Below are 15,927 nucleotides of genomic sequence, written 5' to 3'. Positions count from 1 at the left end.
ATCTACTGAGTATGCTTTCATTGGTATATTATTTTTAGTCGATTCTATTGTACCTCATAACATCCGGAAGTGCTGTATTATCTGAATCAGACTCCGCATCTGTTCAGGAAATATTGTATCTTCACTCAGTGCCGGGGATGCGGGAATCGATTCGGGAAGGACTGGCAACGCCAATTGAGGATTGCGATCGCTCTTTGGAGTGGTGAGGAGAACCCACTATACGTGCCATAATCAGCCATATTCTCTGGTACGCGATCGCCTGAACCTATGGATGCGCTAATCGGCAAAACTTTACAGGGTGGAAAGTACACCCTCGAACAAGAATTGGGCCGCGGCGGCTTTGGAATAACTTTCAGGGCAAATCACCGCTATTTAGGACAGCCTGTAGTCATTAAAACCCTCAACGAATCTCTGCAGCAGCAACCCAATTTTGCTGAGTTCGATCGCAAGTTTCAAGACGAAGCGAGGCGGTTGGCTTCCTGCGTTCATCCGAATATTGTCCGCGTCAGCGATTTCTTTGTGGAAGACGGGCAGCCTTACATGGTGATGGACTACATTGCCGGTCAGAATTTGGGCGATGTAGTCGGTTCCAATAATCCGCTGCCAGAAAATCTTGCAATTCTCTACATCACTCAAATAGGGGCTGCTTTAAAAGTAGTTCATCAAAAGGGTTTGCTGCACCGAGATGTCAAGCCGCAAAACATTCTTTTGCGCCAAGGTACTCAGGAAGTCGTGCTGATTGACTTTGGCATTGCCCGCGAGTTTACTCCTGGTGCAACCCAAAGTCACACTAATATGGTGTCCGACGGCTACGCGCCCCCAGAACAGTATTTCGCTCAAGGAAAATATACGCCCGCAACAGATGTTTACGGTATGGCGGCGACGCTTTACACTTTACTGACAGCACAGGTGCCGGTGGCTGCAATTTTACGTACCAGTCAGCCGATGCCTTCACCCCGCGACTTGCGGCCTCAGCTAAGTGCGGCTGTCAGCTCTGCGGTGATGCGGGGGATGACGGTAGAAGCTCAAAATCGCCCTGCTACCGTGGATGAGTGGCTGTCGCTGCTGCATGGGCAGGGGGGTGCAGCGTCGCCGAGCACCGAGCCGACGGTGGCGGTGATTCCGGGACACGGGCCTCAGTCGCCTGCGGGTTCCAGAACAGCGCCTGCTGCGGTGTCTTCTGGGGAAGGCAACCGCAAGGTTTGGTGGATTTTGGGGTTCGTGGCGATCGCACTTATTGTGGCAGGTTTTGTCGGTATTGCTAGGGTTTTCCTCAACCGGCCGTCTTCGGAACCCGCACCAGTGGCCCAGGACGATCGCACTTCTGCCCCAGCAGATCCAGACGCGCGCTCAAGCCCCGCACCAATTCCCGCGCCCACACCAACGCCCGCGCCGACTCCCAGAGAAACTCCGCCGCCTGCTGCTGAAACTCCAGCGCCTGCTGCTGAAACACCAACACCAGCCCCAGCGCCAACACCAGCCCCAGCGCCAACACCAGCGCCTTCTCCCGAGGCTGTCGAACCCACACCAACGGAAAAACTTGTTGACAAAGAGTTGCCGCCAGATCGATCGCCCGCACCCAGCCCCGAACAACCGGGAACCAATTATCAGAAGACTCCTACAATCCCTGGGTATGCGGTTGGTACGCCGGAAAGTCAGATTTTAGCCGAATTGGGAGAACCCACTGACTCTCAAGCCCGAGGCTATTGGCCAAATACTCGCACCGCACTTTACGAAATATTGCCAAATCGGATTACTCTCGGCTACATTTACGATCGCGATTCGGGTAAGTTAGTACAAACAGAGGGTTCTTTTGCCCCGTCGGTGGACGATTTGGTGGTGCGAACCGCCTTAAACGGGATGGTGGGCGGCGCCAGCCGGGAGATTTTGCAAGGGCTCGGCGACGTGCAGCAGCGCCGGAGTAATCGGTTTACGTTTAAGAAGGGTTCGCTGGAAGGGATGATCGAACGCAACGAGCGCGATCGGATTTACATCGGCGTCTGGGACGACAACTTGCATAATTAGGAATTACGCACGGGTGGTCAGAAACCGGGTTTTTTTTGCCAGATACTTCGTTACAGCCCGCATTAACCGCCAAAAACCTGGTTTCTTTAATCCCCAATCGAAAATCTAAAATCCCAAATCTAAAATCGAGTTGACGATCGGATTTACATCGGCGTCTGGGACGACAACTTGCATTAAACAAAGGCAGCGGTGACATCCTGCACCCTTGTCAATGAACCTGGGCGGGCTCTTCGGCCCACCCCACAGGAAAACTCAACTCTTGTGGAACAGGCCGGAAAGCCTGTTCAAGAAAATGGTGCAAGATGTAAATATTCTTGACTCAGCTTTGTGCCCAAATCGAAAATCTAAAATCCAAAATCTAAAATCTAGTTGACGCAAGACGAAATATTGTCTATGATTAAAGAACACACGAGGGGCTGTAATGGTTTCGACAGGGTGGCGAAAGCTGCTCCGTGATGCAGGTCGAGAGGGAGTCTACTCTCGTTAATATCGGCTCAAAAAAAATAGTAAATGCGAACAACATCGTTCCTTTCGCTCGCAAAGCCGTAGCTGTAGCCTAAAAACTTCTTGAGCTCGGTTTAGAGTGTATGCCACCTAACTCCGTTAACGGTAGCATAACAACCCCCAACGGATGCCCTAGCTAAACGTTTCTAGTCGGCTAGCTAGGAAAGCAATCACTAGAAAATCCCCCCATTTGGGATAAAGATGGTTCCCGCCCCGAGGATTAGAGGGGATAAACCTGTGAACGATCGGAAGGTAAATACCCGCTTTGGACGGCAGTTCGATTCTGCCCAGTTCCATAAAAGAAGTAGCGTAAAATCAATGGTTTAAGCCATTTGAAAGCCACTTTACAGCATTAAAAGGGCCCAGACTTAACTCTGGGCCCTTTTGTTTGGCATTCAATGTTCAATCTAAAACCTAAAATCTAAAATCTAAAATCAATCAGCTCGATCGGCCAAATAAAAATACATAAGTTGCAAACCTATTAGCTACGCTGCGGGCTCATATAATTAGAACTTCACCCTGTCTGTGCGTTCTTGGAGCCTGTCGGGCGATATACTATTAGGCGGTAAAGCATTAAAAATCTTTACAAAGACCCCGATTTCTAAGCCTACTCCTACAAAGGACGGGTGAAAAATTATATGCTGAGCGCTCAAAAGCTGGAAAAATGAACCCAGGAATTGACTTACAAGGAAGTTTTGTAGAAGCCCTGATGAATTTGGGCTTACCGGCGGACATCGCCCAAGTGCTTTGGCTACCGCTGCCAATGTTGCTGATGATTGTCGCTGCCGTCTTCGGGGTACTGACTAGCGTCTGGCTGGAACGGAAAATTTCCGCCGCCGCTCAACAGCGGGTAGGCCCGGAATTCATAGGCCCTCTGGGAGTGCTAGCACCCGTTGCTGACGGTCTGAAGTTGGTATTCAAAGAAGACATCGTACCTGCAAAAGCTGATGCGCTGCTATTTACCCTAGGCCCGGTAATTGTGGTGATTCCAGTTTTTCTGTCTTACTTAATCGTGCCCTTCGGAGAGCATATGCTGATCGCCGATATCGGGACAGCGATATTTCTGTGGATTGCCCTGTCAAGCATTCAGCCGATCGGCTTGCTGATGTCCGGCTATGCTTCAAACAACAAATACGCCCTCCTCGGAGGACTTAGAGCCGCAGCTCAATCCCTCAGCTACGAAATTCCCCTAGCTTTGGCAGTATTGGCAGTTGTGATGATGTCCAATAGCCTCAGTACGATCGACATCGTACAGCAGCAAGCCGGCTACGGCATTGTCGGCTGGAATATCTGGCGGCAACCAGCAGGTTTCCTGATTTTCTGGATCGCAGCACTAGCAGAATGCGAACGCTTGCCCTTTGACCTCCCGGAAGCAGAAGAAGAATTGGTAGCAGGATATCAGACTGAGTACACAGGCATGAAATTTGCTTTGTACTATATCGCTTCCTACGTTAACCTCGTCCTTTCTTGCCTGCTAGTAGCAGTTTTGTACCTCGGCGGCTGGGAATGCCCGATTCCTGTTGAAGTGCTGACAAATGCCCTGGGATTGAGCGAAACGACTCCTTGGTTGCAGGTAATTACTGGCTTGCTGGGCATTACGATGACCATGTTGAAAGCCTACTTTTTCCTGTTTCTGGCAGTTCTGCTCCGCTGGACTCTGCCGCGAGTTCGGATCGACCAATTGCTAGATTTGGGATGGAAGTTTTTACTTCCTGTTGCTCTAGTTAATTTGCTGTTGACCGCAGCTTTGAAGCTTGCCTTTCCCTTTGCTTTTGGCGGTTAATTCGTAATAGGTAACAGATAATAGCTAAGCTAGAGTAGCTGTTAACTCTCATTACCTATTATCAATTAGCACTTACCAAAAACTCAAGTACAGAGAGAGAACACCATGCTAAAATTCCTCAATCAAGTAGGCGAATACGCCAAAGAAAGTTTTCAAGCTGCCAAGTATATCGGTCAAGGGCTATCTGTTACTTTTGACCACATGAGACGCCGACCGATTACGGTGCAGTATCCTTACGAGAAACTAATTCCTTCGGAACGTTTCCGGGGTCGAATTCACTTTGAATTTGACAAGTGCATCTCCTGCGAAGTCTGCGTTCGGGTGTGTCCGATCAATTTGCCTGTGGTGGATTGGGAATTTAACAAAGAAACCAAGAAGAAACAACTCAAGCACTACAGTATCGATTTCGGTGTGTGTATCTTCTGCGGCAACTGCGTAGAATATTGTCCGACTAATTGTTTGTCCATGACAGAAGAGTATGAGTTAGCCACCTACGAACGTCATGAATTGAATTTTGACAACGTGGCCCTCGGACGTTTGCCCTACAAGGTGACAGATGACCCGATGGTGACACCGATGCGCGAATTCGCTTATTTGCCGAAAGGTGCGATCGACCCCCATGAAGTTTCCTACACCGATCGCCGCGCCGGTCTGCGTCCCGAGGAAATTATCGAAAAGTAAGTAATTAGTCATTAGTCAGCAGTCATCAGTCATTAGTGAAATAACCAATTATTAATGACTGCTAACTAATGAGTAAAAACGAACAATAGAAAACTAATAATTGAGGATAAAAAATTGTGAATCTAGCTGAAGGGGTTCAAATTGTTTCGTTTGGCATACTGTCCGTAATGATGATTGCAGGAGCACTAGGAGTAGTGCTGTTCTCCAACATCGTTTACTCAGCATTTTTGCTGTGCGGCGTATTTACCAGCATTGCCGGCTTGTACCTGTTGCTGAATGCCGACTTTGTAGCAGCAGCGCAGGTGTTGATTTATGTTGGCGCTGTTAACGTCTTGATTTTGTTTGCGATTATGTTGGTGAACAAGCGAGAAGATTTCCGCACTATTCCCAACGCTTGGGTGCGTCAAATAGCAACAGCAGTAGTTTGCGTAGGCTTGTTTGCGCTTTTGGGTACGATGGTGGTGTCTACTCCTTGGGCTATTGTGGCAACGACAGGAGCACCAGCCGAAAGTTCGATTGTCACGATCGCCAAACATTTCTTCACCGACTTTTTGCTGCCTTTTGAGTTAGCCTCAGTGTTTTTGTTGATGGCAATGGTCGGAGCAATTGTGTTGGCGCGCCGCGATTTTTTCCCGGATGAACTGTCAAAGAAGCTATCCGAAACACCTGCTTTGAGTTTGCCGGAAAGACCTCGCGAATTAGTTTCTGCCGGAGATGTGTCTTCGCCAGAATCTAAGTAAAAGTAGTGAGTCTAAATGATTCGTACAATTAAGGTAGGGGCAATTTCCCCGTGATTGCCCACCTCGTAGGTAGGTACGGAGCGCTACCCCTACTGTATGAATAATTTAGACAAGCTATAGTAGGGTGTTCACTGCACCTATCTCTCTGTCTTGTAGTAATGTTGATTGAGAAAGACTCAAAAAATTTATGCAACTGCAACTCCAGTATTTCCTGTTATTAGCCGCCGCACTTTTCTGTATTGGTATTTACGGTTTGATTACCAGCAGAAATGCAGTGCGCGTGTTGATGTCGATCGAGTTGATGCTGAATGCTGTCAATCTCAATTTGATGGGTTTCTCCAATTATCTCGACCCTGTACAAGTTAAGGGCCAAGTATTTACCGTGTTCGTAGTTACGGTAGCGGCGGCTGAAGCTGCGGTGGGTTTGGCAATTGTTTTGGCGATTTATCGCAACCGCAATACCGTAGACATGGAAGAATTTAACTTGCTGAAGTGGTAATTAGTCAGTTAGTCATAGGCAGTAGGCATTGGTGTCAACTTAAGACTGAAAACCTCTGTAAATCTCGCTTGTAGTCGAGTCGAGATCCCCCTAAATCCACGTCGCACCGCGATACTTGGGGATACCCCTCTGGCAACAGCGGCTCCCCTTAATAAGGGGGACTTTGAGAAATACTCTTGTCCCCCCGATGTTTTGGGGGGCTTAGCGTTTTTTTCGTTATTTGCCTCTTGGAAGGACTTTCTTAGCCCGATAGCGAGCGAGTAAACAAACAAACATTTTGCTTTTCCTTTATACAAATATGCGGTGGAATCCGATTCAATTTACCATCACTTCTTTAGCTGTTTGTTTTCTGTGCGTTTTACCTTTCGGTAGCTACTTTGAGGTGGCTTCTTGGGCTACCAATGCGCGACAAGGTTATTCTCCGCATCAAGTTATTCTGCCTCTCCTAACCTCTACTGACCATATTCCCTCACAACTCCCAACTGCCCAACGTTGGTTGAATCATGTGCAGAATGAACTTCTTCCCTTCTGGACTATGCCGACTGCGTTAGGAGATCCTATCGGCAATTTCCCTTCAATTCGTTGTAACGATGGAACACTGCTTGACCGTAGCAATCCCTGCCCGGAAATTAAAGACAACAGTTGGCTCATGATGGAGCGCAACTATGTTGTTTCTATTTCTCGGCAGATATATGGCTATGGAGTCGCCTTCCACTTAACGGGTGACCCCAAGTATTTGCAGTATGCGAAAGCAGGTGTAGATTATCTGCGTCACAACAGTTTCGATCGCAAACATGGCGGAACCTATGCCTTCTGGGATGGTGAAACAAAGTCCTGGCAACCATCGCTTGAGTACCGCAATCCTCAAGAACTAGCTTATTCTCTTCTGGGCATCAGCTTTTACTACTACTTGACCCGTGATCCCGAAGTCTTGCCCGACATTCTAGCCGTCAAAGATTATATTTTTAAAACATACTATAACCCAAAACTGAAGGCGCTACAGTGGCAGTTAAAAGATGGAGACGGTGGGAAAGCTCTTGATAAGCATTTGACTGCTCAACTAGACCAGATGAACGCATACATGGTTCTGATTACTCCACTCCTACCTGAAACATACCAAGCGGAATGGAAACAGGATTTGGTAACTATTTCAAATATTATGCTTGAGCAATTCTATTCTCCTAATGATAATTTGTTTTTTTATGCCGCAAATTCACCCTTAGATAGGGATATCCAAAACACAAAAGTTGATTTTGGACACACTATCAAAGCGATGTGGATGATCCGTATGGCTGGTTTACTTAGTGGCAACCAGACACTGGTCAAGTTTGCCGAAAAAAATGGGCCGAAGGTTCTAGAACGAGCCTATCTCTCTAAATCGGGTTCCTGGGCATCCGAAATCAATCAAGGGGGTAAAGTTAACATAAATAAAGATTGGTGGATCTATGCAGAACTCGACCAATTTACTGCCTCACTGGCTCTAGAAAACCCATCTTTAGCAATTTACCTTCCACAAACTTACGATTACTGGTTCAACTATTTTGTTGATCGGAAGTACGGTGAAGTTTGGACGGGCGTTGATGGTTCAACTAACAAAAATCTTCAGGAGCTACCCAAACAGTGGCCTTGGAAAAATGCTTACCATTCTTTTGAACACGCTCTAATGGGCTATATTACGACCTGTCAGTTTCATCAGGAACCAGTGGTACTGTACTATGCCTTCAAGCAAATGCCATCCGTTAATACAATCGAACCCTATTTCTATAAAGGCAAGATTGATAAAATCGAACCTGTGACTAATCAAGAAACAGACAGTTTATACAGAATCAAATTCTCAGATATTCATTAATAGCTGTACTGAGATTAATCGAGTGCACTCGCGGAAATTGGTTTTGACTGTGCCTAGGAACTAGGGCGTGTTTTCAAACCCTTATATTCCTCTCAGCCCCCCTTCAAAAAGGGGAAGCAAAGACCTCAAAGTGGATATTTTTAAGGGAAATTTAGCGGAATCTTCGAGCCGTAAAGTTCACCTTCAGTAGTTTGAAAACACGCCTTAGCGGGGCTTGGGAAGACAGTAGACTGACTAAATATTAATGACTGATGACTGATGACTCATGACTACTGACTAATGACTTCTAGTAATTTCTAGAGTAATTCTGCCACCGAAATCAGGGATGGGGGCAGCAGGTTTCGAGAGTTGTAGTTTAACTTTCTCGACTAACGGTAGTTGTAAAAGCGCTTGAGCAATAGTATCTGCTAGGCGTTCGATTAATAAAAATTTCGACTCTTGGACTAGCTTTTGAATCAGAGTAATTGCGCTGCGGTAATCAAGAGTATGTTGAATATCATCACTTTTTCCAGCTTGCGATAAATCCAGCCAGAGAGTAACATCCACTTCAAACCACTGCCCCAAAACTTGCTCTTCTGGCAGATAGCCCGTATATCCGTAGCAGCGAATTCCTGTAAGTTGAATAGAATCCATTTTGCAATAAACTAAAAGTGCGTTGCCTAACCAATTTGTATTAAACCAGATAAAGTTCTCTTTCTCTTCCCTCTCTTTTTTTGCCCTTTTCCTTCTCCCTCTGCCCTCTTTGCGCCCTCTGCGGTTCCATCACTCTTATTCTATCTTAAATTTCACAACTGTCCTCCTTTCTCCAATTTGTCCAATAAATCCTCAGCAACTTCATACCATTTCCGCCTAATTTCAGCATCTTCTGGCTTTTCTGTCAAGGTACGACCTTGGAATTCGGGATATTTATTATAATATAATTCATCAACTTTTTGATAAAAAATATCTTGATTAATGTTGAGATTTTTACGCCGTTTACCAATCTTTTCTTGACGAATGATTTCGGCTTCCTCTAAGGATGTATCTGGAGGTTGCTGGCGCGAAGAAAATTTAGGTAAATCCGGCAAATTGGGCAACGTGAAACCAGATTTGACCACACTAAAAGCTAAAATTCCTGGCACCAAAACGACAGTTAAACTCCCTAGGGTTTTCCAAGGAATTAACTTGAATGTGTTGTTGCTAACAATTTGAGGATTTTGGTGAACAGGAGTATGATTGCTGGGAGCAGTTTGAGTGGTGTTTTTGAAAGGGCGGCCGACAAAGTTCATTGTCACCATTTGGGAAATTATACTGCCAATTTGAGAGAGTTTTGGATCTTTGAGTGCTTCGCGGACTTCTTTTGCAGATTGGTAGCGATCGCCCGGTTGTTCTGCTAACATCCGATCCAATACCGTGGCTAAATTGGGGCTGACACTGACGTGCGATCGCCAATCCCAAGCTTTATTATTGATATCGTACAATTTTTGAGGCTTTTTGCCGCTTAGCAGTACCAAAGCCGTGACCGCTAAAGCATACAAATCGCTAGCTGCAGAAACTTTCCCCAGTCGCATTTGTTCGGCTGGCGAATAACCCTGTTTTCCGATCGCCGTATCCGATTGTCCGTTAAACTGAAGTACGGCATTTGCTGCGATTTGTTTGACTGAACCGAAATCAATTAAAAAGGGTAGTTTGTCAGCATCATGCTGAATAATATTATCCGGGGAAATATCGCGGTGAATTAAATTTTTCGAGTGGATGTATTCTAAAACTGGTAAAAGCTGAAATAGCAGTTGAGTAACTTCGGCTTCGGTAAAATTCTTACCTTGTTGCTGACGCGATATCAATATTTCTTCGTAGGTTTGACCCTTGATATAATCTTGGACTAAAAATAAAGATTGATTCCCGCCCAAATCGGTTCGCAGGAGTTCTCGAAAGCGGGGAATTTGCGGGTGTTGGAGGTTGTAAAGCATACTCGCTTCGCGATCGAACAATTCGGCCGCTTTCGGGCTGTGCACCACCGGAGAAAATTCTTTGAGTACGCAATGTTCGTTGTAGCGGTTGATGTCTTCGGCGAGATAAGTGCGGCCGAAGCCACCTCGGCCCAATTCGCGGAGGATGCGGTAGCGTTTTTCGAGAGTCGAACCAGGGGTGAGGAGGGAGGAGTTAGACATAAACCACGGCAAATTGTTCGATTTGGGAGTCGCCGAGCACAGTATAGCTCATTGTAGCTAAGTTTGTTTGAATGCGAGGGAAGGAAGGGCGATCGCCCCAGCAAGATCAATCCTCTACTCAATAGCTTTAGCGATCGTTTGATTATGTAGACTCTCCCTCATCATTATCAAAAAAACGACTAAACTAAGCGCTATTTCTGGACTAGCTTTTAACTAGAATTGCTTCTCATCCTGATGTTGTCGTCAAATCGAGGTGAAGTCAACTGGCAGTGCATATTCTGCACAATTGTGTCCCATTAGGTGATTCAGCTTTTGGGGAGATGTCTAATGTTTCTGGGCCCAATGACAACTTGAGTAATTTGACTGAATTCTGTCTGCTATGGAAATAGCGATCGCCTCGAAGAACACTTATACAAAATATAAATATTTTGTCAATGCGTAAGTTCTAGAAGTTAAGATGCTGGATAGAGGTCTTTTCTGAGATTTAGCAACAATTCTATATATAAATTGTTAAAAAATGTATTACTCTATGGTCTATAACAATAAAATATTTACCAAAGGTAGGAGTCTTCCGTAGAGAAGAGGATTGAATAGTTATAGGACTAGAGTCTGTTACATTACATGAATTTTTATGTACTGTAATAAAGATGACATTAATTAGTATCTTCTTTCAACTAGAATAGATATTCAGCAAAAGACAGCGTAATATTGATATTAGTCAGGTACCTGCTGGGCAAATTCTAAAAAAGTCTCAATCAGTTACTGAATGACGGCAACTCCAAAAATTCCGTTAGGCCTGATCTTGGTTCGGCCTTTTATCCTAAATATTTTTGTGGGTGTAGGAATAACGGGATATGTCTCTTTAGATAATGGACAAACAGCTACTAAGGAAATTGTCCAATTCTACCATGAGGTTAGAGCGCAGATTGACAATCATTTTAATAGCTATTTAAAAATAAATTATTATCTATTACTTATTAGATTATGAACAAGCCCTTACACCAGCGCCTCACCGAACCCATAAATTTAATGGCGTTGTTGTTAATTTTTATATTTCCTTTTGCTCTGGTAGTTTATCAATTAATTGCTGAAATTGATATTAAAATTGAATTCGCTCAAGAAGAAAAAGTCGGCTTGGCTTATAACTATCCGTTGAAAAATTTGCTTGTCGCTGTTATTGAACACCGCACGCAAGTTAATCAATATTTAAATGGGGACAAGTCTTTAGCCCCTACGATCGCCACGGCAACAGAAAAGATCGAGACGGCAATCCAAAACCTCAATGCCGTGGAAAAACAGCTATCGCCCCAATTTAAAACTAGCCCGCAATGGCTAGCGCTCAAAACTTCCATTAATAGCAACTGGCAGCGATTAAAAAAGCAAAAATTAAACTTATCTTCTACCCAAAGCTGGCAAGCACATACAACTGTTGTTAACGATATCCTCGATTTAATTGCACACATCGGAGATGTTTCTAATCTCATTCTCGACCCATCTTTAGACAGTTATTATTTAATGGATACCGTTGTCACGCAGCTACCATTAACGATAGAGAATACGGCTCAAGCTAAAGATATCGGTGCAAAGATAGCCACTCAACAAGCTAAACAAAAAATTGCAGACAGCGATCGAGCCAAACTTTTGATTATTCGGAGTTTAATTGCACCACCTATCCAAGCAGTGCAAAGAGGCTTGCAAATTTCTGCTAATGCTAATCCGCAAATTCAGCGGCAGCTATCCACTAGCGTACGCGAAAATTTCAAGGATATCAAAAGATTTATTGACTTACTCGACAAAGATATCATTAATGCCAATACCATCAACTTACAGCCATTGGTATATACAGCTACAGCCACAACTGCCCTAGAGTCCCAATTAAAACTTTACAATACAGCTTTTCCACTTTTAGATCGTTTATTGGAACAGCGACTGAATCAGTTAGTTGGTAGAAAATATCAAATCATCGGGTTTGCACTGCTAGTATTAGCGGTAGTGACTTACATTTTTATGGCTTTTGTCAGCAACCGCAAAAAGCGGCTGCAATTTGAAAAAGAATTACAAGCTGCTGAAGCCAAATATCGCAGCATTTTTAACAATTCAATTAATGGAATTTTCCAAGTTACGCCTGCAGGGGAATATCTTAGCGCTAATCCAGCCTTGGCTGAAATTTATGGTTACAATTCTTCTGACCAATTAATTGGCAAATTAACCAATATTAAACAACAACTTTATGTAGATCCCAACCACCGAGAAGAATTCATAAAAATTATAAGCGATCGCGGCAGTGTTGCCGACTTTGAATCTCAAGTTTATCGCCGCGACGGTAGTATTATTTGGATTTCCGAAAATGCTCGCGCTATGTGTGATGAAAATGGCAATATTCTCTACTACGAAGGTACAGTAGAAGACATTACCGAATACAAACGTGCCGAACAAGAAATTTATGCCGCTAAAGAAGCCGCAGAAAATGCCAACCGCGCCAAAAGCGAGTTTCTGGCTAACATGAGTCACGAACTGCGAACCCCACTCAACGGGATCTTAGGCTATGCCCAAATCCTCAAGCGTTCTGTAAAACTAGGAGAACACGAACAAAATAGCATTGAAATTATCTACCAGTGCGGTTCTCACTTGCTAACTTTGATTAACGATATTCTCGATTTGTCTAAAATAGAAGCTCAGAAAATGGAACTCTACCCTACAGAATTTCATTTTCCCGCTTTTCTACAGGCCGTTGCCGAAATTTGTCGCATTCGCGCCGAACAAAAAAGTCTCAAATTTAGCTACCAACCCGATCCCGATTTACCCATTGCCATTCACGCCGACGAAAAACGCTTGCGACAAGCATTAATTAACCTTATTGGTAACGCCATCAAATTTACCAAAATAGGAAACATAAGTTTTAGTGTCAGTTTAATTGAAAAAAATATTAATTTTTCCCATCAAACTTGCTGTAAAATTCGCTTCAGTGTCAAAGATACAGGAGTAGGAATTAAACCCGAAGAAATTGCCAAAATATTTTTACCTTTTGAACAAGTTGGATCTAGAAAAAATCAAGCAGAAGGAACGGGATTAGGGCTGGCAATCACTCAAAAAATTATTCAATTAATGGGTAGTACCATTCAAGTCACCAGTCAATTACAAATGGGCAGTATTTTTGGGTTTGATTTAGAGCTATTAGAAGCCACAGAATGGGTTAATACAAGTTCTCAAACTGACAAAGGTAAAATTATTGGATTTAAAGGAAATTCCCAAAAAATTCTTGTGATTGACGATCGTTGGGAAAATCGATCGGTCATTGTTAATTTACTGACTCCTCTAGGATTTGAAGTAATAGAAGCGACTAACGGTAAACAAGGATTGAACATAGCAACTCAGGCTAAACCAGATTTAGTGATTACAGATTTAGTTATGCCAGAAATGGATGGATTTCAATTGATGGAATACTGGAAAACAAGCTTAGAATTAAAAGATATTAAAATAATTGTTTCTTCGGCAAGTGTTTTTGAAACAGACCAAAATCAAAGCTTACAAGCTGGAGCCGTAGATTTTTTAGCCAAACCAGTTCAAGCTGAAGAACTTTTAGAAAAGTTAGAACTTCATTTACAAATAGAGTGGATTTATGAAGCTGCATCATTGATGCCTTCAGGAAGGAAACCCAATTACGATAAAATTGTTCCTCCTCCTCCAGAAGCATTAGATAAACTGTTTAATTTGGCTTTGCGAGGTAATTTGAAAGAGATTATAAAACAGACAGAAACTCTTGAAGAAACCGATCCAAAATATATGTCATTTGCGTCAAAATTGCGGCAGTTAGCTAAAGAGTTTCAAGAGAAAAAAATCTTAGAAATGCTCACTCAATACAAGGAAATAAATTTATGAATAATTTAAATTCTTACTCAAATACAATTTTGGTAGTGGATGATGTCCCTGCTAATTTAGGAATATTAGCGGATTTCCTCACTGAAGCTAGTTTTGAGGTTTTGGTCGCTCAAGATGGAGAAAGTGCTCTTCAAAAAATAAATTATGTGATTCCCGACCTAATTTTATTAGATATAATGATGCCCGGAATAGACGGATTTGAAACTTATACACGCTTGAAAGAAAACCCCTTATGGAGTCAAATTCCTGTAATTTTTATTACTGCTCTTTCTGAAACAGATAATGTTGTGAGAGGTTTATCTTTAGGAGCTGTAGATTATATTATTAAACCTTTTCAAAAAGAAGAGGTTTTAGCGAGAATTAAAACACATTTAGATTTGCGGCATTTAACTAAAACTATTGAAGTTAAAAATCAGCATTTATTGCAAGAAATTGCGGAACACGCCAAGGCTCGTGCAGACTTAAAACAGCTAAATCAAGAATTGGAAATACGAGTCAAAGAACGAACAGCAGAACTGTCTCAAACGCTGCAAGACTTGTACAAAAGTCAAGCTCAATTGGAGCATAATGCCTTCCATGACTCCTTAACAGGTTTGCCAAATCGAGACTGGTTGATTAAGAGATTGCAGGAGTTAATTGCAGCAAATACAAGTTATTCTGTTTTGTTTGTTGACTTAGATCGTTTTAAAATTATAAATGATAGCCTAGGACATTTAGCAGGAGACGAGCTACTAAAGTGCGTAGCTAAGCGGATGCAAGCGTGTTTAAAACCTTGCCAAATATCAACGCGAATGGGTGGGGATGAATTTGTTATTTTACTAGAAACAGAAACCGGAACTTTAGTCGCTCAAAAATTATTAGAACAGTTTAAGTTACCCTTTAATTTTAATGAATATGAAGCTATCGTAGAAGCGAGTATTGGTATAACTTCTAGTGCAATAAATTATCAACACCCGATGGATATCCTTAGAGATGTGGATATTGCGATGTATCGAGCCAAAAAGCAGGGAAGTGGTAACTATCAGGTTTTCGATCCGCAGATGCAAGCGGATGCGATCGCACGCCTCGAACTGGAGCAAGACTTGCGAAAAGCGATCGCTCAACAAGAATTTTGCTTGTACTATCAACCTATTGTTTCCCTCATTACTGAAGAAATTAAAGGTTTTGAAGCTTTAATCCGCTGGAATCATCCCAAAGGCATGATTTCACCAGATCAATTTATCCCTGTTGCTGAAGAAACAGGATTAATTAATCCTTTAGGTTGGTGGATTTTACGGGAAGCTTGCAGCCAGTTAAGACGTTGGCAAGAGGAATTGCCTGACCTGCCTTTGAAACTGAACGTTAACTTTTCTCCTATTCAATTCCAGCAAGTTAATTGCTTGGAACAAATTGCAGAAATTTTACAACAAACTGGGATAAATAAAAACACTTTAAATATAGAAATTACTGAAAGTTGTCTATTAAAAACAACAAATTTTAACTTTGAATTTTTAAAAGCTATGGGTGTTGGTATATGTATCGATGATTTTTGTACTGGCTACTCTTCATTAAGTTTACTCAAAGAGTTGCCAATTGATACTTTAAAAATCGATCGTTCCTTTTTGCAAAACTTGGCTCGAAATCCCAACGATACAAGTTTAATTCAAACAATTATATTATTAGGTAGGAATTTAAATATGGAAATTGTTGCTGAAGGATTGGAAACTCAAGAACAAATACAAATTCTTCGAGAACTAGGATGTATTTTCGGACAAGGTTACTTTTTTTCTCGCCCCTTAGATAGTCATAACGCCACGCGGTTTATAGGCTTATAATTG

At 43.0% G+C, this 15,927-nt stretch carries 10 protein-coding genes and 1 other RNA gene; 9 read left to right on the top strand and 2 right to left on the bottom strand.

Annotated features, from left to right (window positions below):
• Nucleotides 1-267: 267 nt before the first annotated feature.
• The 7 genes from QUA04_RS17670 (at nucleotide 268) to QUA04_RS17640 (ending at nucleotide 8,081) form a co-directional block, all read left to right on the top strand.
• Nucleotides 268-2,025 (top strand): serine/threonine-protein kinase, encoded by a 1,758-nt coding sequence (locus tag QUA04_RS17670; protein WP_333258718.1) that lies wholly within the window; start codon nucleotides 268-270, stop codon nucleotides 2,023-2,025.
• Between the two features lie 412 nt (nucleotides 2,026-2,437).
• Nucleotides 2,438-2,828: a transfer-messenger RNA gene (gene ssrA, locus QUA04_RS17665) on the top strand.
• A gap of 365 nt (nucleotides 2,829-3,193) precedes the next feature.
• On the top strand, nucleotides 3,194-4,312 hold the full coding sequence (gene nuoH, locus QUA04_RS17660) for an NADH-quinone oxidoreductase subunit NuoH (protein ID WP_333258716.1): 1,119 nt from the start codon (nucleotides 3,194-3,196) through the stop codon (nucleotides 4,310-4,312).
• 105 nt (nucleotides 4,313-4,417) lie between these two features.
• The gene (gene ndhI / locus QUA04_RS17655; RefSeq protein ID WP_333258715.1) at nucleotides 4,418-4,993 is read left to right on the top strand and encodes an NAD(P)H-quinone oxidoreductase subunit I; all 576 of its coding nucleotides are present in this window, start codon (nucleotides 4,418-4,420) and stop codon (nucleotides 4,991-4,993) included.
• A gap of 116 nt (nucleotides 4,994-5,109) precedes the next feature.
• Nucleotides 5,110-5,733: an NADH-quinone oxidoreductase subunit J gene (locus tag QUA04_RS17650; RefSeq protein WP_333042048.1), complete on the top strand. Its 624-nt coding sequence runs from the start codon at nucleotides 5,110-5,112 to the stop codon at nucleotides 5,731-5,733.
• A 193-nt stretch (nucleotides 5,734-5,926) separates the two neighbouring features.
• Nucleotides 5,927-6,232, top strand: a complete 306-nt coding sequence (gene nuoK, locus QUA04_RS17645; RefSeq protein ID WP_199292736.1) for an NADH-quinone oxidoreductase subunit NuoK — start codon at nucleotides 5,927-5,929, stop codon at nucleotides 6,230-6,232.
• A gap of 298 nt (nucleotides 6,233-6,530) precedes the next feature.
• Nucleotides 6,531-8,081 carry an AGE family epimerase/isomerase gene (locus QUA04_RS17640; protein WP_333258713.1) on the top strand — a complete coding sequence of 517 codons (1,551 nt, stop codon included), beginning with the start codon at nucleotides 6,531-6,533 and terminating at the stop codon, nucleotides 8,079-8,081.
• A 276-nt stretch (nucleotides 8,082-8,357) separates the two neighbouring features.
• Here the strand turns inward: QUA04_RS17640 and folB are convergent, their stop codons facing one another.
• Both folB and QUA04_RS17630 read right to left on the bottom strand, forming a co-directional pair.
• Nucleotides 8,358-8,714, bottom strand: coding sequence for a dihydroneopterin aldolase (folB, locus tag QUA04_RS17635; protein WP_333070833.1), 357 nt, complete (start codon nucleotides 8,712-8,714; stop codon nucleotides 8,358-8,360).
• A gap of 152 nt (nucleotides 8,715-8,866) precedes the next feature.
• Nucleotides 8,867-10,231: a serine/threonine-protein kinase gene (locus QUA04_RS17630; protein WP_333258711.1), complete on the bottom strand. Its 1,365-nt coding sequence runs from the start codon at nucleotides 10,229-10,231 to the stop codon at nucleotides 8,867-8,869.
• A 984-nt stretch (nucleotides 10,232-11,215) separates the two neighbouring features.
• Between QUA04_RS17630 and QUA04_RS17625 the strand changes: the two genes are divergently transcribed.
• Nucleotides 11,216-14,110, top strand: coding sequence for a response regulator (locus tag QUA04_RS17625; RefSeq protein WP_333258709.1), 2,895 nt, complete (start codon nucleotides 11,216-11,218; stop codon nucleotides 14,108-14,110).
• Nucleotides 14,107-15,924, top strand: a complete 1,818-nt coding sequence (locus tag QUA04_RS17620) for an EAL domain-containing protein (RefSeq protein ID WP_333258707.1) — start codon at nucleotides 14,107-14,109, stop codon at nucleotides 15,922-15,924. The genes QUA04_RS17625 and QUA04_RS17620 overlap by 4 nt, the downstream gene beginning before the upstream one ends.
• Nucleotides 15,925-15,927: the final 3 nt, after the last annotated feature.

This window comes from Microcoleus sp. S13_C5 (assembly GCF_036700845.1).
Classification (GTDB): Bacteria; Cyanobacteriota; Cyanobacteriia; order Cyanobacteriales; family Microcoleaceae; genus Microcoleus.
Note: the sequence above shows the minus strand (reverse complement) of the source record. Positions and strands in the feature narration are given on the sequence as shown.

What these genes read in the sequence shown, in the direction of transcription:
- QUA04_RS17640 (WP_333258713.1), top strand. Translation starts at nt 6,531, where the DNA reads ATGCGGTGGAATCCGATTCAATTTACCATCACTTCTTTAGCTGTTTGT.
- nuoH (WP_333258716.1), top strand. Translation starts at nt 3,194, where the DNA reads ATGAACCCAGGAATTGACTTACAAGGAAGTTTTGTAGAAGCCCTGATG.
- folB (WP_333070833.1), bottom strand. Translation starts at nt 8,714, where the DNA reads ATGGATTCTATTCAACTTACAGGAATTCGCTGCTACGGATATACGGGC.
- QUA04_RS17620 (WP_333258707.1), top strand. Translation starts at nt 14,107, where the DNA reads ATGAATAATTTAAATTCTTACTCAAATACAATTTTGGTAGTGGATGAT.
- QUA04_RS17630 (WP_333258711.1), bottom strand. Translation starts at nt 10,231, where the DNA reads ATGTCTAACTCCTCCCTCCTCACCCCTGGTTCGACTCTCGAAAAACGC.
- QUA04_RS17670 (WP_333258718.1), top strand. Translation starts at nt 268, where the DNA reads ATGGATGCGCTAATCGGCAAAACTTTACAGGGTGGAAAGTACACCCTC.
- QUA04_RS17625 (WP_333258709.1), top strand. Translation starts at nt 11,216, where the DNA reads ATGAACAAGCCCTTACACCAGCGCCTCACCGAACCCATAAATTTAATG.
- ndhI (WP_333258715.1), top strand. Translation starts at nt 4,418, where the DNA reads ATGCTAAAATTCCTCAATCAAGTAGGCGAATACGCCAAAGAAAGTTTT.